The organism is [Clostridium] scindens (assembly GCF_019597925.1).
In the GTDB taxonomy this organism is placed as follows: Bacteria; Bacillota; Clostridia; order Lachnospirales; family Lachnospiraceae; genus Clostridium_AP.
The window spans coordinates 1,550,072-1,570,880 of sequence record NZ_CP080442.1 but is presented as its reverse complement, the minus strand read 5'-3'; the positions used below and the strand labels follow the sequence as shown (position 1 = coordinate 1,570,880).

Genomic DNA, 20,809 nt, shown 5'->3' with positions numbered 1-20,809 from the left:
GGGTATAAATTTGCGCCTATTGGCCTAAAAAGGCGTGAAAAACATCCAAATTCTATGTAAAAGGAACGACCGATATTTCCTACATTTCCATGGCTAAATTACCATTTTATTTTCCGTGCGCCCATCTTAGAAAGGTATCCTGCGAGATAGATAACTGTCTGGCAGCCTCCCGCGATGTGATTTTTTTATCTTTCCACTCCTCTTTTAACTGCCAGAACAATTCTGGAACCGGCTTTCTTGGTCTCCCAAACTGTACACCCCGTAATCTAGCTGCCGCGATCCCTTCCATCTGCCTTTGATGAATGTTTTCGCGTTCTGTCTGCGCCACGTAGGACAGAATTTGCAGTACCAGATCAGCCACAAAAGTGCCGGTCAAATCATTGCCAGATTTTCTAGTATCCAAAAGCGGCATATCCAACACCACAACATCCACCTGCTTCTCCTTGGTAATCATCCTCCATTGCAGTAGAATTTCCTCATAATTACGGCCCAGCCGATCAATGGATTTTACTACCAATAGATCGCCGGGCCTCATTTTTTTCAGAAGTTTCTGATATTGTGGTCTGTTAAAATCTTTCCCGCTGAGTTTATCCATATAAATGCATTTCTCTAAAACAGGAAATTCTTGAAGGGCAATCAACTGGCGATCCTCGTTTTGCTCTTTGGTGGATACGCGAACATATCCATAAGTCTTGTTTTCCATAATGAAAAGCCTCCTTATTGTGTTTAAAGATAGTATTTACCATCAACACAATTTTAAAAGGAATTTGCCTTCAAACAAAATAAGGAATAAACTTTACACGAGGTTCCCCTCACATTCATTATTCAGTATTACCATCCTTGTGGCACACATCTTCAATGCCCTTTCGGTTTATATTCTATCTACCAATCAAGACAATCCTTTTAACAATCCTCTGAATTGCAAAAATCCGGGAGCAGGAACCGCTGTCTAAACAGTTCCTTACTCCCGGAAATCACACCGTCATCCGGCTGGCCACTTTTAATTAATGTCCCTGCACCCATATGCCAATAATCATCCCGTTCATCATTTCGGTAAAACATAAATTCGTCCCCTTTACAATCTCAATTTTTATTCCAATAACCTGGGATTATCGCTCTACGACAACTGTAAGTATAGTTGATGTCATCACTTGTTTCATGCCTATGTAAGCCTATGGAACCTCCAACATGAATGCGGCAAGGGATGATTTTCCCTTGTTCATCCATAAACATCTTGGCTGACATTTCTCCTGTTCCACCGTTCATTCCTGGTACTGTTCTTTCCGTCATCTCATTATAATTGATAAGCATAACTACCTCCCCAGATTCAAATTCGCCATAGTTTCCACATGAGCCGGGCTTGCCATAAGCGTATCAAAAGCATTCTTATCTTTCAGGTCAATTACCATTGTTCCCTTATTAGATGCCCCAACCAATTGATCTTTTTCAAGGACTTCGTCTTTGGGCATAATATTTAGATCTGCCAAGTACTGTTGTCACATATGTTGCTCCGAATAATATTTTGATATTCTTTTATACAGAGAGTTCTCACATGCACATGGTATACTAAACTCATTACTAGATACCTTGTAAATAATAATGTCAAACGCATTAACATGAACTGTGGTTATATGATACGTTCAGCATATATTTCTGCATTTATACCCCATTCTCCATCATCTTTTACAGTAATGTTTTCCCAATGAAAACGATTATTCTCTATATTAGTAAAAACCCACTTTCTTCTTTCATCATTGACGAAGGTGAGCATTATCATGTCATCTTGTTTTTTTGCTTCAAGTCGTATTATTTTTCCAGTATAACCATAAGCCACATCCCATGCGTGTGTGTCAGGATTATAGATACGCAGCGATGTTCCATATTCATAATCAGGCAGAATAAATAATAACATCTTGAATAGCCATTCCTTCAAGGACCCATGAGAAATGCCATTCGCCCTTAATTGAAATGGAATTGTTACTCTCTATATAGTCTATTGCCCAACTGCCAATAAGTTTTTCAAAATAATTAAACTCTTCGGGTAATGCTGTGTTTTTACATTCACTTGCTAATGCCTCAAAAAAATTTTGCATTGGTAATTCCTCCAATATAAATAATCTTTGTTGCAAATTCTAAGTTTTCTCTTCAAAGTATACCATGCCCTCGTTCCATCCAGCAACCAATTCTCAAAGCGCCTGCCCTTCTCTGACAAACGCTCCAACTTAGCATTTTTATAACTAGGATTTCTACGTCCTCATTATTCCGTTGCTCTGTCCAGACTAAGCATATAATATTGATAAGCCAAATAACAAATTGCAGTTATAGAAACGAAAATATAAGCTATATTATCTTTCAAAGTTCTCAAGTAAAAAGCAAACAGAACGAATCCAACACTTTGAATCCAAATCTTGAATCTTTGATCTTCAAGTTTCCCCATTTTAAATAAACAATAGCGAATTCCTATTACCGCCGGAGAAAATACAATAGCGATAATAAGTAAAAATGCGTTCTGCTTATTAATGGCAAGTTTCTTTAATATTTTTTTCTCTTCATTGTCAATCTCCAAACATTGGTACAACAGACTTAATGATGCTTCATCAGGGATACTTTTTCCCAACTCCCATTTTGAAATAGTCTGCCTGGTAACATATACAGCATCTGCCAGTTGCTGCTGCGTCATTCCCTTTTTTATTCTGGCCTCTTTTATCACTTCTGAAATTTCCATATCTCCTCCACTATCTAATATTGCTATTTAGAACTCTGCCAATAGCCATAACCATGCAAATACATATTGGAACAAAACTCACATTCCATTCCTGCCTATATAAAAATCCATACATATATAATATGCATATAACAACAAATGCAGCAGTGGTGATCCATCCAAATGCTTTTGGATAGCGCTTTGATACTTTTATAATGTACATTACAACTGGAGCTAGTAACACTCCCGTTAGTCCCATCAGTCCAAAGGTAACCATCCAAAAGATACACATCTTACTTTTTCCCATAGATTTCAACATAAATAGAACCTCCTTTATTTTATGATTTCATTTTAGGAAGTCTATCTGCTAGAGTCACGCAACGAGTGCCGTAAGCAGCGCAACGAGTGCTATAAACAGCAAAACATCTGCAAAGTTCTTTCCCAACTGTACTATCAGATAAGCAGAAAGCGTATATGTACCATTTTTAAAATTCTGCAACAACAACTTTTCTATTTTGAAAACACAATTTGTGACTTCAAGCCTTTTACCGGACTTCTTTTTTGCAGGTATAACGATTTAAACCATGGCTATGCTTTCCATATTCAATCGCTTCTTTCGGGCAGCGACAGATACATGCCATACAGTGTGTACAATGATCTCCCCATACAGGCTTTCCGCTTTCGATACGAACATTGTTAAGCGGACATACATTGACGCATTTACCACAGGAAATGCAGTCATCTGTCGCGTAAAATTTCTTTGCATGTACAAATACCGGATAGAACAGATTATTTATAATTCCGCTGTTCATTTTATCTTTAAAAGAGATTTCTGACTGAGAGAGTTTCTCCTTATTTTTGATGCAAAGCGCGGTGCGCTCTATTACACATTCCGCCTGCTCTATAATCTGTAATGCCTCTTCTTCTGTCGGTGTAGAAAACAATGCAATATAATTCTCCGGCATCGTAATTTCTGCACAGCCACAATAATTCATGTTCTTTTTTACACAGAGTTTTCCAAGATATTTCGCGGCATTTCCGATACTTCCCCCACAGGTCATCACAAAATAAATATCTTTGGTTCCCTCAAGTTCTGTATTCTCCAGCCATTTCTTCACGATATGCGGTATTCTCCACGCATAAGTCGGAACAACAATAATCCATGGTCGTTCAGATTTCATTGTACAATAATCATTGGTTCTGATTTTCTCAAAAAGATTTGTTACCTCATCATCTATTTCTTTTCCTATCCTCTTTGCAGCGTACTCGCTGTTTCCTGTTCCTGAAAAATATAATATCATAGATTTCCTCTCTTTTATGATTGTGAACTGATGTGTTGTATACTTTCATAAATTCCATTGACCAAATCGGCAATATCGTTCCACACAGTTTCATCAACACTTAAATAATAATAATTTTTTGTTCCCTCACGGCGCATTGCAACAATGCCCGCTTCCTTTAATATTTGAAGATGATGCGAAACAGAGGGCCGTGTAAGATGTGTTTTCTTTGCGATTTCTCCTACCCTGATACCTGATAAATCACTTTCCAGCAACTTAAGCAGTATCAGCTGTCTTGTTTCATCTCCAAGAGCAGTAAAAGCATTTCTGCATTCCTGAAATCCTTCTATAATCTGTTTTAAGTTTTCTTCACATTCCCTTTCCATTCCAAAGCCTCCTACATATATCTGACCTCTAAGCCTTTATGGGGTGTTGAACGCAGATACTTCACATCCGGATAGCCAAACACCAATGTCATAGCCGCCTTTTTCCCTTTCGGAATACCAATTTCTTTTCTGATTTTCCGTGAAATATTTGCTGCTATTGTGAAAAAGCCGCTGTATAAGACACCCAAACCATTTGCCTCCGCAACAAACTCCATATTTTGTGCTGCAAGAATACCGTTTGTTTTATCTTTTGCCAATATAACGATTATCACAGGGGCTTTGAAAAAGAAAAAGCTGTCATTGATTTTATTATTCCTTGCCATCGGACTGAACAAATCTGCTATCGGCTTAATTGCTTTGAACACTTTGACCGCCATTTTTTCAATTCGGTCTTTTTCTTTATCAAGTACGACAAAAGAAACATCCTGCATATTTTTGGCAGTATGAGTAAGCCTGCCCGCTTCTAAAATTTGGTCAACTACTTCTTGTGGAATTTTTGTCTTTTTAAAATTACGGACACTCCTGCGAAATCGGATTGTATGCAAAACAGCGTCTGGATCAAGGCGAATATCCTCTGTTTTTTCAATTTGACAGTCATCAAATCCCTCTAATGCAATTGCCTCTTTCGGACAGACAGCCGAGCATTGTCCACACATTATGCAGCTATCCATTACTTTACCTGCTTTTTTATTCTTTATCTCAAGATTATGTGCTACACAAACCTTGCTGCACAAACCGCACCCGACACATTTATTCACATCGATCACTATCTGATGTTGTTTCATACTTATAAATCCTTTCGTTAAAATTCTTTAACCATTATATCAACCATATGCTCTGACAACAACATCGGTAAAGAAAATCATTACCATTACACTTATTTTTTTAAGAGACTAATAACAACTTTCCCATTACGTGACTATTTGGAAATAATCTGCTGCCATATTCTGCTTTTTATATCCATCTTTCTGTTTCACAATACTCTTTCCTATATTCCAGTATGCTTCTACCATTGCAAAGTTCGCAGTAGGTAAAACTTATATTAAATTATCTGAGGGAGATTTAATAAAAAAGAAACAAACCAAATAATCTGACTGTTTCTTTTCATTCCTTTTATTCAATAATTCCTTTTTCTCTTAACTCCCTGCTGCCCGTCTCCCTGCTGCCATCTTGCTCCTGAATTTCCGCCATCAAACCCACATCATCTTTTTTCTTCCCGAAATCCGTTAAATATACCTGTAATTCAGGCTGTTTTATAAATGATTCAGGCGGGGCAGTCATGCCTTCAGGTACAAATTCGGTTTTTATTCCACACAATGAATTACAGACTATTCTTCTCTGTAAATATATCTGATTTCACGCACATCTTTTCCGCCAATGTTATCATCTAAATAATCATCAGACATTGAAAATCCTTCTTTTTCGTAAAATTTTCTTGCTCTCAGGTTTTTTTCAAGAACCCACAAAAAAATATTTCTATAACCCATTTTTTTCAACTCGTCAATAACCGAATGAAAAAGGGCTTTACCAAAACCTCTGCCCATATAGTCCGGCAATAGGTAAATAGAAATAATTTCTCCCCACCCTTTAAACTGATTAAAACGTGATTCACAAAAACTACTTGTGCCCACAATCCGTCCACTATCAACACAAACCAGCGTACCCCAATTTGAGTTTTCTAAATTTGCAACCCAACGGCCTTCTGGAAGCGACTCAAGATAATCCTGTGGTATTATGCCTTTATATGCATATTTCCAACTTTCTTCATATATCCTGCTGATTGTCATTTTGTCATCAGCAGGCGTAATATACCGGATTTCCACTATGCTCACCTCCACAACTCCACATGTTTTCTCTGAGTCCAGTTTACTACACTTAAGGTTAACCGTCCATAATAGATAGAAGGAACCGGAATCACAATACTCCCGGCGGCAGTACCCGCCTTACTGACCTGCTCCGCAGCAACATTTATCACCACCTGCCCAAAGAACTGCACATGAGTCTCCTCCGCCACATACACGGTGCCAAGTTCCAGCTCTGTACTCCCGCAGCACTGGCTGGAAGCATACCTGGAGCCTTTCACGATATCCTTATTTTCAAAAGAATACTCCACCCCGGCCTTCGTGGTAATCCTCCCCGTCCAGTAATACCTCCTGGTGATCTCCTGCACCGCCTGCAGGAACGCCTCGCTCACCGGATACAAAAGCAGCACCTCCTTTTCGGACACACAAAAAGCACCAATCATTTCTGACTGACGCCTTAAAATAATTCTATTCTGTTGAAAGTGATTCACTGGAAACCATTTTTTCTATTTCTTGTCAATCTCAGCCTCAATCAAATGATTGGCAATTTCAAAAGCCCTTACCCGCCTTTTTGCCAGTGTAATCTGGGATTTATACCGGGAAGCATTTTCTTTTGCTTCAAACGTCTTTATGGTCTCTCTCAACTTATGCAGAGTTGAATCAATCTGCCGCTTTGCTTCAATCAATTCTTCTGTTGAATAATCCATAAGATTCTTCTCCGTAACTTTTTATTCTTTGTATGCAAACTGGGATTTTCTAGCCACAAACCGGAAGTTACAATTCTGTATTCAGTAGTGAGTACATCTTCATGTCAATAACTTTACCGTTCTTGATGGCGTTGCTTCTCAATGTACCCTCATATTGGAAACCTGCTTAAACAAATTCTAATTTTCAGTTCCATCACCTGGCATTTATCCTTCGTTCATATACCAGATCTGTAATCCCATTATAGCTTTTAGTCTTGATTAATTTTAGTTTTCTTTCTTTTTCTAGTCCGTCAAAAAGTCGAATGCCGCCGCCTAAAATCGTGGGCATAACGTTAATAAAATATTGATCTATCACATCTGCCCGTACCAACTGCTTTACAATGTCTGCTCCTCCACAGATCCAGATATTCTTCCCTGATTCTCCTTTCAACCGCATTACCAACTGAGAGGGTTCTTCCATGGTAAACTTGATGTTGTCTGTGGACTGCTCAGGAAAATGGGTAATGATATAGCTGGCAAGATTGGGATATATCCATTCATCGGGGGACAGCACGGTTACAAGTTGACGATATGTGTTCGCCCCCATGATGACAGTATCAACATCGCGGATAAATTCTTCATAAGATACCATATCATTTTTTCCAGGTATCTGCCCTCCCAGCCATTCAGTTCCTCCGTTTGAATCTGCAATATATCCATCAAGGCTCATCGCAATAAATAAAATAATTTTTCGCATAGTCTATTACCATCCTAAATTCAAAACTGTTGCATTGCCCATCTACTTGACCTGGCGGTCAATTCTAATTTTTCTCCTCAAAGTATACCATGCCCACACGCCCTCCGGCAACCGCTTCTCAAAACTCCCGCAGCGTAAACGACACCTTCCACAGCCCCTTAAAAGACGTATCTTTCACCAGCCCCGCCTTATACCCCTCAATAAACATCTCCGTCCTTTTCATCTCCAGCGACTCCGTATCAAAATACTCCACACCAATCTTCAGTTCTTTCTATTAGATTATGGGCGGTTGCCTGTTTCATAACACCAAACAGCAATTTTCGAAATCAAATTCAGCGGTAAAGGCTGCTTATAAGGAATTTGGATTGTTCCTTTGCTTGTTTTATATAATCTCAGCATTTCAGCAAATTCAATAACTGCTTCTTCTCCTGCATATATACCAATATGCTTTTTATTTGCGGCAAAATGAATGATGTTATGTCCTTTCCAAAAAGTAGGCATACTCCATGAAATACGCTCCTGTGCTTCGGGAATCGCTTCATGTATCGCTTTTCGGACTTCCAGCAGATATGGCTGACTTTCCTCTGACTGTGCATCTATATATTGGTCGATCGTCATTGGTGCTTTCCCACAGTAATGGGACTGATTCTGGTTTTTAAATTCTCTTCCGCATTTTGGGCAAACCCACATTTCAACCACCTCCTGCCAAACATTCATTACTCCAATTTTTCCTGACAATCACTACATTCCCTATCATGAATAGAAATAATCCCGCCGCATTTCGGACAAGTATATTTTTCTTTCTGTTCTTCCATAAACAGTTCCAAACCATATTGACGGACAAATTCACTGTTTTCCATAAGGCTCGCCTGATACCTCTTGTTATAACTCTTTTCAAGGTTTTTTATCAGCTTACATGGGTATGCGGAACACTCAAAACAAAAAGACAATCCTTTGACTTTTATACAATCTTTTATTTTACATTTACGGCAATGTTCCGGCTTGCCCATATCACCATTTAAACAGCCTGCGCACGGTCTTTTATGATAACAATGTTTATAGCAAACGAAACAATTCATTCCACAAGGAGCAAACATAATTGTGTCAATTTTTTCATTTGGCATTTTCATAATGTTTCTCCCCTTCAAACTTATCAGCCCTGTTAACTGGGATTTGTTGAAAATCCTGTTTTAACCGCTTTTTCTCGCCACATATCTGTATCTGATTTCAGTTTATCACAGTATGCATCAATGACAGCCGGGGCATCCTCTCCAATTGCCAGATGTAATGGAGGATTTTCTGAATAAGCAACTTCAATTAACAATTCCGCTAATTTATCAGGATTGCCAGGCTGTTCTTTTTTCTGGGCATTGGCTACAAATTCTGTCTGCCACCGACAAGAATCATAGTCATTAATTGGGAGGTCAGGTTCTATCTCCCATCGTCCTTTATCATAAAAATTTGTACGGAATAGGCCGGGGGCAACATTTGTTACTCTTATGCCAAAAGGTGCGACCTCAAAAGCAAGGGATGTTGAAAATCCAGTCACTGCAAATTTTGAAGTATGATATGGAACCGGACCAGCGGAATAACCGGCCGCCGAAGCAATATTGAAAATATGACCATTGCGTTGTCTACGCATAATCGGCAAAATCGCCCTAGTTACCCGCATCAATCCAAATACATTGACTTCAAACATATCTCGAATCATTTTCTCACTGGTTTCCTCAAAATTTGTAATGCCGCCAAACCCTGCATTGTTGACTAAAAAATCAATCTGTCCAAACCTCTCCAGCCCCTTTTGAACAACATCCGAATAGATTGTTTCATCCGGGCAGGAAACATCTAATTGTTCGGTCATAATTCTATTTTTATACTCGCTCGGAACACTTATCTCTTCTGGATTTCTTGCTGTTGCGATGACACAATCTCCATTTTTCAGAATCGCATTTACAATAGCCTTTCCTATTCCTTTTCCTGCGCCAGTTACAAACCATACTTTTGTATTCATATTACTCATCATTTTTTCTTGTCTCCCTTACAAATTCAAAGCTGTTGTATAGCCCATCTTCTTGACCTGACGGTCAAGAAACATCCCTCGCTTTACGCTTGGTCAATTCATACTTACCGCTGATTCCCGCCAGTCTCTTTCTAACAACAAGTATAACAAAAAGAGACTGGCACATCAACGAAAATCAGAACCTATCCATATCCTCCTGCGTAGCCAGTTCCCGGTACTTCCGCTCATCATTCCTGCTCTCCGCATACATATCATTAATCAACCCAATAGACAGCAGTTCCATATCCCCCATGGAAATCCCCAGCTGCATGCACCGAAGCAGAAGCAGAAACAGCAATTTCATTTTCTTCTCCATAGCGCAACCTCTGTAAAGGAATATAAAAGCTGTTGTAGGCATATGTATTCGTACCGACCAAAACTCCATTCAAAAATATTTCCGCCTGACTATACACGCCTTCAAATTCCAGTACCCATTCCTGATTTTTTGCCGACCTTGCCGCAAAAAACGTTTCCTGTAAATATAATTTTTCCCTGGAACATGACACCAACTTCATCACACGAATAACGGATCACCGAGAGATCTTGTGCGATAAGCAGGAACGAAAAACCGTGTTAGCGGCCTGCTTTGATACACTCCCTAATGTTATGACACACCACTTTCCATGAATTTCCACGTATATAGAGTATTGCCAGTTTTACATCCTATAAAGCAAAAGTCCTGGCAGACAAAACCGCCAAGACCTTTATTCCAGCAAAACTATGTACCTCTACTTTTACAGAATTCTATCTTTCTGTCAATTATAATGTTTATACTTTCAGCCGCTCTGCCAACTCGTGTAATTGTTTCATATCCCCATCTTTCCCCGCCGCATCTCCACAATCAGGAACCTGTCCAAAAATCAAAGACTTTGTATTCTTCATATGCAATTTCCTTAATATTCAATCTGAGAAATCACAAAGTTATCCGTTTCAAACGCCTCTGCCGCCTTGTTTCCAACTTCTATATGAGCCGGACTTGCCATAAGTGTATCGAAAGCATTTCTGTCTTTCAGGTCAATTACCATTGTTACAGTATTCGCGGCACCCACCCATCCGAGGCTTCTGCCTACCATAATGCTCTCAATTTCCGGAACGCTGTCCTTCATGGCTCTCATTTCTTCCATTTTCTGATTTACGATTTCCTCTGAAACACCATCTTTGATTGTGGCTATAAAAATATGTCTGACCATATATTTTTCCTCCGTCTTTTCATTAAATTTTTTCTGCCCAGGCTTTCAGTTCCCCTGCTCCAACATTGGAAGAAAAACGCCTGCCTTCCTTCAACTCTGCACCCTTGCAGGAATCTTTCAAGTCTGCATTTGTTCCTCCCATTCCGCTGCTTCCGGATGTGGCAAAAGGTACAATTACTTTTCCTTCCAGATTATAAGATTCCAAAAAAGTGTTGATAATTGTGGGAGCCACATACCACCAGATGGGGAATCCTACATATACCACATCATACTGCTCCATATTTTCAACCTGATTTGCAATCGCCGGCCGGAAAGATTTATCATTCATTTCCACACTGCTGCGGCTCTTTTTGTTTGTCCAATCCAGATCTGCTGATGTATATTTCTACACGGGCAAAATCTCATGTAGATCTGCATCAATGGCAGATGCCAGTGTCTTTGCTACCTTTGCAGTCACAGCACTTGCTGAAAAATATGCTACTAATTTCTTACTCATCATGAATTCCTCCGTTTCTTACATATAGGTAACTGTTTCTGAAAGTTCTTTTCTCTGCGTATGCATAGCGAGTGGTGTTGTTCCCTCTACCGGATAGCCCAGGTCAAGAATCATTAAGACTTCCTCATTTTCAGGCAGTCCAAGTTCTTTCGCTGACACTTCCGGATCGAAGAAGTTAATCCAACAACTATCAACACCTTCCGCTTTTGCAGCCAGCATCATATGAGTTGCTACAATTGTTGCATCCTCAACACCTGAATCACGCTTTTCTCCCGGATATGTAAATACATTTGTTGTATCAAACGCTACAACGACAACCGTTGCCGCACCATATCTGCAGGGAGTTGCCTTGTCAATTTTGGCAAGACCTTCTTCTGACTGTACAACATAGATACGCTGCTCCTGCAGGTTCTTCGCTGTCGGTGCCAGTCTCCCTGCTTCAAGGATTGCATCAAGCTGCTCCTTTGCCACTGGGCGTCCATCAAATTTTTTACACGCATACCGATTTTTAACTACTTCAAAAAACTCCATCATCTTTTCCTCCATTCGTTATTTTCGTTTCTATTCCAAGGCTTTGAACCCAATCCCGGACAGTATCAACATCCGTATCACTTGAAAATCTGTTAGCAGCAAGCCAATTCACATCAGAGGAACACAGTTCCTTTAAATTGCCTTCACTTGTACTGATACCGCTTCCTCCGGATGTACAAAAATCAATCATTGTCTTACCGGAAAAATCATAGTTTTCAAGAAATGTATCTATAATGCGAGGTTCTTCGCCCCACCAAATCGGATGTCCAATAAAGACCGTATCATAATTCTCTATATTTTCAATAGCATTGGAAATCTCCGGCCTGGATGTGCTGTCATTCTGTTCCCGATTTGCCCTGCAATCATCATTACCGTAATCTAAATCCTCACTGCTGTAAGCATCCACCGGCATGATTTCAAACAGGTCTGCTCCCGTAACTTCTGCAATCTGTTCCGCAATCTGTTTTGTAGTACCTGTCGCTGAAAAATAAGCAACCAGTATCTTCGTTTCAGATTTCTCTGTACCTTCAGCACCTTCTGCTTCTGCAGGCTCTGTGTTTTGTTCTTCTGACTCTGCCTCTGTATTTACCTTTTCTGTTGTATCCACATTCTCAGACTCTGTGCTATTTCCTGCATTTCCACATCCTGCAAGCGTTAAAACCATTAGCATAGTTGCCCAAAATAATGAAAAACGTTTCATGTATAGACCCTCAATCAGATAGATTTTCCAAGATTATAAGCTGCATCCATGTGTGCGGTTCCACGAGTCATAGATGCGGTTCCGCATCCCGTTCCAAGAATCATGCCACAATCCTCAAAGCCAAGATAATCGCAAATCCCCAAATAGTGGTCTTTTAAATAGCCCAATGTCTTAGGATTGCTGTCCCATGCTGCTGCAATAAGGACTGTTTTCAGACCTTTTCCTGAAATACTGCTGTTGAAACTGTAAAAACGGTCAATTACCAGTTTCAGCTGTGCTGACATCCCAAAGTAATAAATAGGGGAAACAAAAGCCACCATATCTGCACTTCTCATTTTCTGCTCAACAATCTGCATATCATCATTCTGTACACAGCTCCCACGCATACCACAGGCATCACACCCCTGACACGGATGAATATTCATATGTGCCACATCCAACACCTTTACATTATGCCCGACTTCTTCCGCGCCTTTGATAAATTGCTCTGCAAGGGTATTGGAAGAACCTTTTTTGTGAGGGCTTCCCTCAAGTACCAAAATCTTCATTCACTTTTTCCTCCTGAATATTAGTTTTTACATAATCCCAAATCTGGAGAAGAAGTTCTCGATGTGGGCCGGATTCTCATGGTCCATGAAAATATTGCTGCCCTCATCCATCCCTTCAATCTGTTTCATTTCATCTTCTGTAAGCACAAAATCAAACACATTTAAGTTCTCTGCCATACGCTCTTTATGGGTAGATTTTGGAATCACCACAATGCCGCTCTGAATCATAAAGCGAAGCGCTGTCTGTCCTGCATTCTTGCCATACTTTGCACCAATCTCCGTAAGTACCGGATGAGAAAACAGGTTCTTCTCGCCTTTGGCAAACGGTGCCCATGCCTCAATCTGTGTTCCGAACTTATCAAGGTACGGTCTGATTGTTTTCTGCTGCTGAAACACATGCGTTTCAAGCTGATTTACCATAGGCTTAATTTCTGCAAAGGATGCAAGGTCAAGGTATCTGTCTGCGTAGAAATTACTTACACCGATTGCTTTTGCCTTACCTTCTTTATATGCTTCCTCCATTGCCCTCCATGTACCATAATAATCATTGTATGGCTGATGGACAAACAGAAGGTCAATATAATCGGTCTGCAATTTCTGTAAAGATTCCTCAATAGATGCTTTTGCTTTTTCATATCCGGCATTGGCAACCCAGATTTTTGTTGTAAGGAACAGCTCTTCTCTTTTTACTATTCCTGCTTCAATCGCTTTGTGAACGGCATTTCCTACACCTTCTTCGTTGTAGTATGCCTGAGCTGTATCAATACTGCGATACCCCACATGGATTGCATCAGTCACACAACGCTCCGTTTCTTCATTGCTGATTGTAAATGTACCGTATCCAAGTACAGGCATTTTTACGCCATTACTTAATGTTACATATTCCATCATTCTGCATCTCCTTTTTATTTGTTATTTCGTATTTCATTTCTTAAATAGTCCATTCTTTCCAGTTGCCGTTCTTTCAGATGGATTTCATCCAGAGCCTGGCTGCGCTTTTCATTCAACATCTTCATCCGTTCCCATTTTGTAGAATCCCCGGCAAGCAGCAGTTTCATATAAGTTTCCACTTCCAGACTGGTGAAACCCATGTCATGAAGCGTCATAATCATACTAAGGTGTTCTAAATCCTGATTGTCATACCGCCACTTATCCATGGTCATCTTTACAGCACGGCACAATCCCCATTCCTCATATTTCTTTAGGACTTTTAGTGGGATCTGATACCTCTCACTGATTTCATCGGCAGTCAAAAGCCTCACCTCCTTAAAAACAATAGGTGCAGCAAAGATTTTTATTTCTCTCTTTGCTACACCCATATTCTAAATCTATTTTTTCGCTATGTCTAATGCTTATATTACATAATCAGAAATACAGTTTTTGTATTTCATCATTGGGTTATATTACCTTTCATTACCTAACTGCTTTCTATCGGTATACGTCCTTGACATACTTTATAAAAGCAGTTGTTGCCTTTGAATAGGATTGTTGATCTTTCCATGCAAGCACCGAACTTAATTCCAGTTTCGGCTCCAACGGAAGAAACTTCATATCATCATAGTGACAGTCCAGCTTTACGCAGATGGCTGCACCCTTCCTTTCCCTGGCTGCAATTACCGCATTATAAAGCAGGTTATAATTCACGCAGGATTCCATCTGCTTTGCAAAATCCCCTGACCAGCCTGCCAGTTCATGATGCACCGGGGTATTCAGATGCACCGTTACCACCTGCGTCCCTACAAGATCACCGGGACGTATCACATCCTGGGATGCAAGCGGTGCATCTTTATGAATCAGAACGCCCCACTGCTCTTTTGTTTTCATACGGATAAAATCGTATTTCACAATACTCACAGGCTCCAGAAGAAGCCCCATATCCAAAGTTCCCTGCTCCATCCGTTCTTTGATATCCTCGTTATTTCCGCTGTACAATTCAAATTTCACAAGGGGATACCGCTCCTGGAACCCGGTAATCAGCTTCGCCACCTCCTGCACACCACGCATCTCCCCACATCCGATTGCAATGATACCGGACAAGGTTTCCTCCTTCTGAGTCAGTTCCTCCTGGGCCTTCTCAGCAAGATTAACCAGTTCCTGCGCCCTGCGACGGAAAACCATCCCTTCATCCGTCAGATATACACTATGGTTGCTCCTTTGGAACAGCTTTACTCCCAGTTCTTCCTCCAGCTGCATGAGCTGCCGTGACAGCGTTGGCTGGGTGACATGCAAAAGTTGGGCGGCTCTGGTTATATTCTCTTCCCTTGCAGCCATAAGAAAATATGACAATACACGAATATCCATACCTATATTCCTCCTTCTACATGTAACGGGCAGCTAACAGATTATCATTCTTACAGGCGTTACTTTCCTACACCTAGCCTGACTGCAACTTCAACCGATCTATTATTTATCATCTAATTCCTTTAAGGATACCCCTTGGTTGTTTTTCCATGTCCTAGGCCCGCTAACGCTATATCCAAGAAGAAAATCCGCAGCGGCCGAAGAACTGGAAAATAGAATATCTTCTGTCGTTTTCAGATTCTCAACTTTTCCTTCACGGAATAATTTTTCTCTCAATTTCACTGCTCCCGGAGACAAAGATTTCTCAGATACCTTTTCATTCACACCGCTCCCTGCCAATACAACAAAACCTTCTGTTGTTACCAGGCCTTTGGCTTTCACTGAGCCAGTATTAATATACAGAACATCTTTCTCATCTTCCGCTTTCTTATGTTGGAGAACAGGTTCAAATACCTTATAACCAAGAGCATTGATAAGCACTCTCACATGTGCGATGAATTCTTCAGGCTTTATTCAAATCACGTCCCGCAAAAATTACGGCGGTCGTCCAGTAGTACTTTTCCTTTTCAGCCTGATAATCACGTAAATGCTGTATTAATCTTTCCTGAACCTTTTCAGCTTCTCCTTAGTTCTGCTGTTACAAGACTGTCTGCCGTTCCATTAACCAGGAAAAGTTCTATTGATTTGCCATATGCCATACCCGTCTCCTTTAATCAAATATCTTTTCCCAAGGGGAGGCTTCGCGCTGCCAAAACGTTCATTTTTCTTACCCCGCCTCGGTAACACCAAACAAAGTTCAGTCCATCCAAACAAAAAACACACGCCTCTATCTGCCCAGAACCGCTGAAACCCTTTGATTTACTGGGCTTTTTTGGACAGCAGGCAGACGGTTTCAACTGTTGTTTCGTTGTCCCAACTAAGTTCCTGAATTTCTTCACCGTCAAAAAATACCGGAAACTTAAATTTTATATGCTTCAAAAATCTTCCGTTCGGCTGTTCATCCTCGTAAATATCAACTCTTTCAACAAAACTGTTCATAAATTCTTTTTTCTCCATATCGGTGAATTTATCATACAGTTTGTCAAAGTACAAAAGATATTGATACACTCCATCCTCAGAAATTTTCTGCTGACGGATATACTCTTTTCTGGATACTATATCATCGATCAGACTTTCCAGTCGTTCAATCTCATCATACAAACCATTTAACCGATCCTGCATATCCTGATACTTCCTGTCATACATTTTATCAGAAATATCCAGATTGTCCATCTGTTGTCCTAACCTATTTTTAGCTCCCAATACTTGCCGCAGCTGTTTTTTCAAGTTCTCATGCTCTGTTTCCAATTCTCCGGTATCTATCTTAGAATTGATTTTTGCACGTATAGCGGCTTCAAATTTCGGATTATTCACCAGCTTTTTAATAACTTCTGCTACCGCATCATTTACTTTTTCTTCGTTCCACTGCTTCCGGTAATCACATTTATGACCATTCACATAATACCTATGCTTGCAGGCATAATAAAAATAATCCTTATAAAATGTTCCGTCTTTTTTCTTCTTACGGTTTACATTTCCATACATTCCCTTTCCACAAATTGGACATTTAAGAATTCCGGACAAAATATGTTCATGCTCCAAACTATGGATTTTCTCATGCTTTACTCCATTTATATTTCGTTTCTGTTTTGCCAAGTTCCAATCATCTTCGGAAATAATGGCTTCGTGAATACCATCACTTAATATATAAGAATCCTGCTTTACAATACGGAATTCATTTCTCTTGCCTGGCACTCTTTCAGTTTTCCTTCTTCCAAATGCCAATTTACCACAATAAATAGGATTATCAAGGACACCCTTTATAAAAGAAGTAGCAAACGCATCCAACGTATTATTCTGTCTCTTTTTCTTCTTGTAGCCATGCTCATTCAGATAGGCTGCAATGCCATTTACTCCCATATTGGTATGAATATATTTATCAAAAATAATACGAATGATTTCTGCCTCATCTTCTGCAATTTCCAGTTCTCCATTTAACAGCTTATATCCGTACGGAGCAAATCCGCCGTTCCATTTGCCATCTCTCGCCTTTTGTCTGCGCCCCTCCATTGTCTGTACCAGAATATTTTCACGTTCAATTTCTGCTACCGCAGACAGAACAGAAATCATCAGCTTACCGCTGTCTTTAGAACTGTCTATACCATCTTCAACACAGATCAAATTTACTCCAAAATCCTGCATTCTCTGCAAAGAATTAAGTACATCTGCAGCATTTCTTCCAAAACGGGATAACTTATATACCAAGACAAACTCTACACGATCTTTACCTTCTTCAATATCCCGAAGCATTTGCATAAATTCCTGCCGTCCTTCAATACTTTTTCCTGACTTTCCCTCATCCGAATACTCTCCGACAATCACCATTTCCTGAAAATCTGCATATTTTCTCAATCTTTCTTTTTGTGCTTCCAAGCTGTATCCTTCTACCTGCATAGACGTAGATACCCTTGTGTATATATAACATCTTCGCTTTTTCATTTATATTCTCCATACCAAATTACAGTTTACTTTTTATTTGTCCCAACTATATTTTACCGTAGCTGCACATACTCGTCAATATAGGTAAAATGCACAAATATCACGCAAGAAAAAAGAGAGCCAACATCTATGCTCTCCCTAATCATTTCCCAATGTATTCTGTTGCTGCTCTTGCTGGCAGTTATCTTCTGCTTTGTCCTCCTTCGGTAATCCATTCAGTTCCTGAAGGAGCTCACTGCCATATTTTTCTATCATTCTGGCAAGAAAATCAACACATCGTTCAAATTCAACTGTGTGTGCCATAGCTCCTCCTTCCAAACCGATATTTCTTGTCACCACGCATTTTTCGGCGGTACTCTTTAGCTGATCTGGAATTTGTGCTATAATTTCTATTAGACCAACTCCGTTCAGCCTGATGTCAGTTTAATGGAATTTCATAAGAAACTCATTGAGCATAGATTGAGCGGAAATTGAGTATTTTACAGAACAGGAGGGGATTCTATTTGGAAAGATGTGATTTTGGTTCGATTATGACGATCATTCGCCGTTATATCAGCGAAGATAAAGGAATGAATCAAATAGATTTTACCTATCTGTTATTTGACACGTTTATGTGCAGCGATGAAGCCATAGACTTTGATTTTGACAATGGACAGGTCTGCCGTTGGATGACAGGACAGGCAAAAGTAAGTCCCCGGATCGTAACCTACTTTTTAGATAAAGAACATCAATTAGAATTGGCAGGAAACATTCAGCGACATATTATTCCTCTGATGTATGATTCTGCTATGGCAGCAAAAGAATTATATGAGTTAGTATTACAGGATACATCTATTTCAGAGCCAAAAAAACAGGAACTAATCTGTTCTTATTCTCCCGCTGATATAGACACCATACATATTTTCATAACAAGGGTTCTGTGTTTCGGAATGGAACGGAATTTTGTGAAACGTGACACACGAACCAAGAAATTATTAGCCGCCGGAAATCTTTCTCCTGTCTTAACAGATTTTGTAATGGGAAATGACGTTCCCCGTCCATGCAGGCATTTTTGTGGACGTTCTGAAGAAATCGAAGTGCTGCATTCTCTGTTGGAAAAAGAGCGTAAAGTATTTTTATCTGGAATTGCCGGAATCGGGAAAAGTGAACTGGCAAAGGCTTATGCCCTGCAGTATAAGAAAGAATATACCAATATCCTGTATCTCACCTACAGCGGTGATTTAAAACAGGATATTACAGACATGGATTTTGCGGATGATCTTCCGCAGGATTCTGATGAAGAACGCTTCCGAAAACACAACCGTTTTCTGCGTTCTCTCAAAGAAGATACTTTGATGATTGTAGATAATTTCAACGCCACTTCCATACAGGACAGTTTTCTTTCGGTCATACTCAAATACCGCTGTCAGATATTATTTACTACCAGAAGCCGTCTGGACGGACATTCCTGTATGCTGTTGGAAGAAATTTCCGATAAAACAACGCTTCTGCAACTTGCAGGAAAATTTTTCTCCGACACAGAAGAAAAATCTGATGTCATAGAACAGATCATAGAAGCTGTCCATGCCCATACGCTCGCTGTAGAACTGGCATCACGCTTACTGGAAACCGGAATATTGGAACCAGAAATGCTCTTAAAAAAATTGTTGGAAGAAAATGTCGCTCTTGATGCAACTGATAAAATCAATATTATAAAAGACGGGCAAAGCAGCAAAGAAACCTACTATGGACACATACATACTTTATTCTCTCTATATCAGCTTTCTGAAACTCAACAAGATGTAATGAGATGTCTGTGCCTGATTCCTTTAACCGGTATTCCGGCACGAAGATTTGCTGCATGGCTGAATTTACCGGATTTGAATGCCGTAAATGATTTAATTGAAATGGGATTTATTCAGCCAAAAACCGGAAGAACCATTGTACTGCATCCCATGATACAGGAAATCGCTGTTGCAGATATGCAGCCGTCTGTAAAAACCTGTTTCCCTTTACTGGAAAGTCTGCAAAACATCTGCCTTTTACACGGCAATGATATTTCCTACTACAGACTTGTTTTCCAAACCGTTGAAAACATTATTACAAAAACAACTAAAGATGATATTTCTGGTTATTTATTATTCTTAGAAGATGTTTTCCCATATATGGAAAAATACCACGAAGAAAATGGTATGCAAAGAATCCTGCGTGAACTATCTTCTTTGCTGGAAGACACTTCTATCGGAACCGTGTCTGACCGGGCATTATTACTGGACTATAAAGCTACCCTTGAAAGAAATATTGGAAAAGCCGTAAAGCTGGAAAAAGAAGCGATGTCTTTGCTTTCTCCTGTTACACCTGAAAACGCCCACCTCGTCGCAAATCTATATGGAAATCTGGGTGGACTATATCACCAGCAGGGAAATACCGAACTGGCAAAACAGGCTATGGAGCAGGGAATCAGCTTATTAGAACAATACCAGCTTCTCTATATGAATGACAGTATTGTTCAAATCTGCAACTATGCAGCTCTCCTTACAGATACCGGTGAAGCGTCTCGTGGATTATCCTCCTTACGCAAATGTGCCCGGCTGGTAAAAGAATACAATTCCGATCAGTGTCTGGACTATGCCATTATTCAGGAAGCTATGGGAACTGCCTATCTGGTACAGGCTGATATAGAACAGGCTACCTCCCATCTCAAAAAAGCTATGGCAATCTATGAAATAGTATGGGAATCTGAACCGGAAGCTATCGATAATAAATACCAACAAATACAAGAATTGTATATCAATGCTGGAATACAAATTGGACAACAATTATTGAGCTCTACTAAAAATGTCTGAATAGTC

The 20,809-nt window shown here is 39.9% G+C and carries 28 protein-coding genes and 4 pseudogenes; 1 reads left to right on the top strand and 31 read right to left on the bottom strand.

All coding sequences use genetic code 11. The features are described 5' to 3' along the window. Positions 1 to 106 precede the first annotated feature (106 nt). From K0036_RS07640 to K0036_RS07500, 31 genes and pseudogenes are all read right to left on the bottom strand, one after another. Positions 107 to 703 (bottom strand): recombinase family protein, encoded by a 597-nt coding sequence (locus K0036_RS07640; protein WP_025643963.1) that lies wholly within the window; start codon positions 701 to 703, stop codon positions 107 to 109. A 380-nt stretch (positions 704 to 1,083) separates the two neighbouring features. Continuing rightward, a complete protein-coding gene (locus K0036_RS07635; RefSeq protein ID WP_259283408.1) occupies positions 1,084 to 1,311 on the bottom strand; it encodes a hypothetical protein in 228 nt (75 codons plus the stop codon). A 2-nt stretch (positions 1,312 to 1,313) separates the two neighbouring features. After that, positions 1,314 to 1,469 (bottom strand): hypothetical protein, encoded by a 156-nt coding sequence (locus K0036_RS07630; RefSeq protein ID WP_155854998.1) that lies wholly within the window; start codon positions 1,467 to 1,469, stop codon positions 1,314 to 1,316. 158 nt (positions 1,470 to 1,627) lie between these two features. Beyond that, positions 1,628 to 2,093: pseudogene (locus K0036_RS19570) on the bottom strand (hypothetical protein). A gap of 164 nt (positions 2,094 to 2,257) precedes the next feature. Then, complete coding sequence (locus K0036_RS07620; protein WP_025643970.1) at positions 2,258 to 2,725, bottom strand: helix-turn-helix transcriptional regulator; 468 nt, start codon at positions 2,723 to 2,725, stop codon at positions 2,258 to 2,260. 10 nt (positions 2,726 to 2,735) lie between these two features. Next, entirely contained in the window at positions 2,736 to 3,023 is a 288-nt protein-coding gene (locus K0036_RS07615) for a hypothetical protein (RefSeq protein WP_220431068.1), read from the bottom strand. A 226-nt stretch (positions 3,024 to 3,249) separates the two neighbouring features. Next, positions 3,250 to 4,005: an EFR1 family ferrodoxin gene (locus K0036_RS07610; protein ID WP_220431067.1), complete on the bottom strand. Its 756-nt coding sequence runs from the start codon at positions 4,003 to 4,005 to the stop codon at positions 3,250 to 3,252. A 14-nt stretch (positions 4,006 to 4,019) separates the two neighbouring features. Further along, positions 4,020 to 4,370, bottom strand: coding sequence for an ArsR/SmtB family transcription factor (locus tag K0036_RS07605; RefSeq protein WP_025643976.1), 351 nt, complete (start codon positions 4,368 to 4,370; stop codon positions 4,020 to 4,022). An 11-nt stretch (positions 4,371 to 4,381) separates the two neighbouring features. Continuing rightward, positions 4,382 to 5,155 (bottom strand): nitroreductase family protein, encoded by a 774-nt coding sequence (locus tag K0036_RS07600; protein ID WP_220431066.1) that lies wholly within the window; start codon positions 5,153 to 5,155, stop codon positions 4,382 to 4,384. Positions 5,156 to 5,483: 328 nt separating this feature from the next. Continuing rightward, positions 5,484 to 5,687 (bottom strand): hypothetical protein, encoded by a 204-nt coding sequence (locus K0036_RS19350; protein ID WP_220431065.1) that lies wholly within the window; start codon positions 5,685 to 5,687, stop codon positions 5,484 to 5,486. Between the two features lie 11 nt (positions 5,688 to 5,698). Then, the gene (locus K0036_RS07590; RefSeq protein ID WP_025643980.1) at positions 5,699 to 6,193 is read right to left on the bottom strand and encodes a GNAT family N-acetyltransferase; all 495 of its coding nucleotides are present in this window, start codon (positions 6,191 to 6,193) and stop codon (positions 5,699 to 5,701) included. A gap of 182 nt (positions 6,194 to 6,375) precedes the next feature. Then, positions 6,376 to 6,573 (bottom strand): annotated as a pseudogene (locus tag K0036_RS19565) (hypothetical protein); the annotation flags it as partial. 105 nt (positions 6,574 to 6,678) lie between these two features. Continuing rightward, positions 6,679 to 6,879: a hypothetical protein gene (locus tag K0036_RS07580; protein WP_025643984.1), complete on the bottom strand. Its 201-nt coding sequence runs from the start codon at positions 6,877 to 6,879 to the stop codon at positions 6,679 to 6,681. A gap of 67 nt (positions 6,880 to 6,946) precedes the next feature. Next, positions 6,947 to 7,045, bottom strand: a pseudogene (locus tag K0036_RS19665) (GNAT family N-acetyltransferase); the annotation flags it as partial. A 27-nt stretch (positions 7,046 to 7,072) separates the two neighbouring features. Then, complete coding sequence (locus K0036_RS07575; protein ID WP_220431064.1) at positions 7,073 to 7,615, bottom strand: dihydrofolate reductase family protein; 543 nt, start codon at positions 7,613 to 7,615, stop codon at positions 7,073 to 7,075. Positions 7,616 to 7,733: 118 nt separating this feature from the next. Continuing rightward, positions 7,734 to 7,868, bottom strand: coding sequence for a hypothetical protein (locus K0036_RS19065; protein ID WP_259283407.1), 135 nt, complete (start codon positions 7,866 to 7,868; stop codon positions 7,734 to 7,736). Positions 7,869 to 7,894: 26 nt separating this feature from the next. Beyond that, positions 7,895 to 8,332 (bottom strand): iron chaperone, encoded by a 438-nt coding sequence (locus K0036_RS07570; protein ID WP_330627262.1) that lies wholly within the window; start codon positions 8,330 to 8,332, stop codon positions 7,895 to 7,897. After that, a complete protein-coding gene (locus K0036_RS07565; protein WP_173693098.1) occupies positions 8,332 to 8,745 on the bottom strand; it encodes a DUF3795 domain-containing protein in 414 nt (137 codons plus the stop codon). Before K0036_RS07565 ends, K0036_RS07570 begins: the two co-directional genes overlap by 1 nt. Positions 8,746 to 8,777: 32 nt before the next feature. Continuing rightward, entirely contained in the window at positions 8,778 to 9,638 is an 861-nt protein-coding gene (locus K0036_RS07560; protein WP_173693097.1) for an SDR family NAD(P)-dependent oxidoreductase, read from the bottom strand. A gap of 251 nt (positions 9,639 to 9,889) precedes the next feature. After that, positions 9,890 to 10,189 (bottom strand): sugar-binding domain-containing protein, encoded by a 300-nt coding sequence (locus tag K0036_RS19660; RefSeq protein ID WP_227066531.1) that lies wholly within the window; start codon positions 10,187 to 10,189, stop codon positions 9,890 to 9,892. Positions 10,190 to 10,567: 378 nt separating this feature from the next. Next, complete coding sequence (locus K0036_RS07550; RefSeq protein ID WP_220431063.1) at positions 10,568 to 10,864, bottom strand: Dabb family protein; 297 nt, start codon at positions 10,862 to 10,864, stop codon at positions 10,568 to 10,570. A 22-nt stretch (positions 10,865 to 10,886) separates the two neighbouring features. Then, positions 10,887 to 11,360, bottom strand: a pseudogene (locus K0036_RS07545) (flavodoxin). Between the two features lie 18 nt (positions 11,361 to 11,378). Then, positions 11,379 to 11,894 carry a nitroreductase family protein gene (locus K0036_RS07540; RefSeq protein ID WP_330627260.1) on the bottom strand — a complete coding sequence of 172 codons (516 nt, stop codon included), beginning with the start codon at positions 11,892 to 11,894 and terminating at the stop codon, positions 11,379 to 11,381. After that, on the bottom strand, positions 11,878 to 12,591 hold the full coding sequence (locus K0036_RS07535; RefSeq protein ID WP_259283406.1) for a flavodoxin: 714 nt from the start codon (positions 12,589 to 12,591) through the stop codon (positions 11,878 to 11,880). Before K0036_RS07535 ends, K0036_RS07540 begins: the two co-directional genes overlap by 17 nt. Before the next feature lie 14 nt (positions 12,592 to 12,605). Then, complete coding sequence (locus K0036_RS07530) at positions 12,606 to 13,139, bottom strand: flavodoxin family protein (protein ID WP_173693092.1); 534 nt, start codon at positions 13,137 to 13,139, stop codon at positions 12,606 to 12,608. Positions 13,140 to 13,166: 27 nt separating this feature from the next. After that, a complete protein-coding gene (locus K0036_RS07525) occupies positions 13,167 to 14,030 on the bottom strand; it encodes an aldo/keto reductase (RefSeq protein ID WP_330627259.1) in 864 nt (287 codons plus the stop codon). 14 nt (positions 14,031 to 14,044) lie between these two features. Then, positions 14,045 to 14,392 carry a MerR family transcriptional regulator gene (locus K0036_RS07520; RefSeq protein WP_173693091.1) on the bottom strand — a complete coding sequence of 116 codons (348 nt, stop codon included), beginning with the start codon at positions 14,390 to 14,392 and terminating at the stop codon, positions 14,045 to 14,047. 175 nt (positions 14,393 to 14,567) lie between these two features. Continuing rightward, on the bottom strand, positions 14,568 to 15,440 hold the full coding sequence (locus K0036_RS07515; protein ID WP_220431062.1) for a LysR family transcriptional regulator: 873 nt from the start codon (positions 15,438 to 15,440) through the stop codon (positions 14,568 to 14,570). A 102-nt stretch (positions 15,441 to 15,542) separates the two neighbouring features. Further along, positions 15,543 to 15,926, bottom strand: a complete 384-nt coding sequence (locus K0036_RS19055) for a DUF4357 domain-containing protein (RefSeq protein ID WP_259283405.1) — start codon at positions 15,924 to 15,926, stop codon at positions 15,543 to 15,545. 372 nt (positions 15,927 to 16,298) lie between these two features. After that, a complete protein-coding gene (locus tag K0036_RS07505) occupies positions 16,299 to 17,978 on the bottom strand; it encodes a recombinase family protein (RefSeq protein WP_220431061.1) in 1,680 nt (559 codons plus the stop codon). Between the two features lie 138 nt (positions 17,979 to 18,116). Continuing rightward, positions 18,117 to 18,281, bottom strand: coding sequence for a hypothetical protein (locus K0036_RS07500; protein ID WP_008689701.1), 165 nt, complete (start codon positions 18,279 to 18,281; stop codon positions 18,117 to 18,119). A 200-nt stretch (positions 18,282 to 18,481) separates the two neighbouring features. On the opposite strand from K0036_RS07500, the gene K0036_RS07495 reads away from it, so the two are divergent. Next, positions 18,482 to 20,803, top strand: a complete 2,322-nt coding sequence (locus K0036_RS07495) for an ATP-binding protein (protein ID WP_008689703.1) — start codon at positions 18,482 to 18,484, stop codon at positions 20,801 to 20,803. The last annotated feature ends 6 nt before the right edge of the window (positions 20,804 to 20,809 follow it).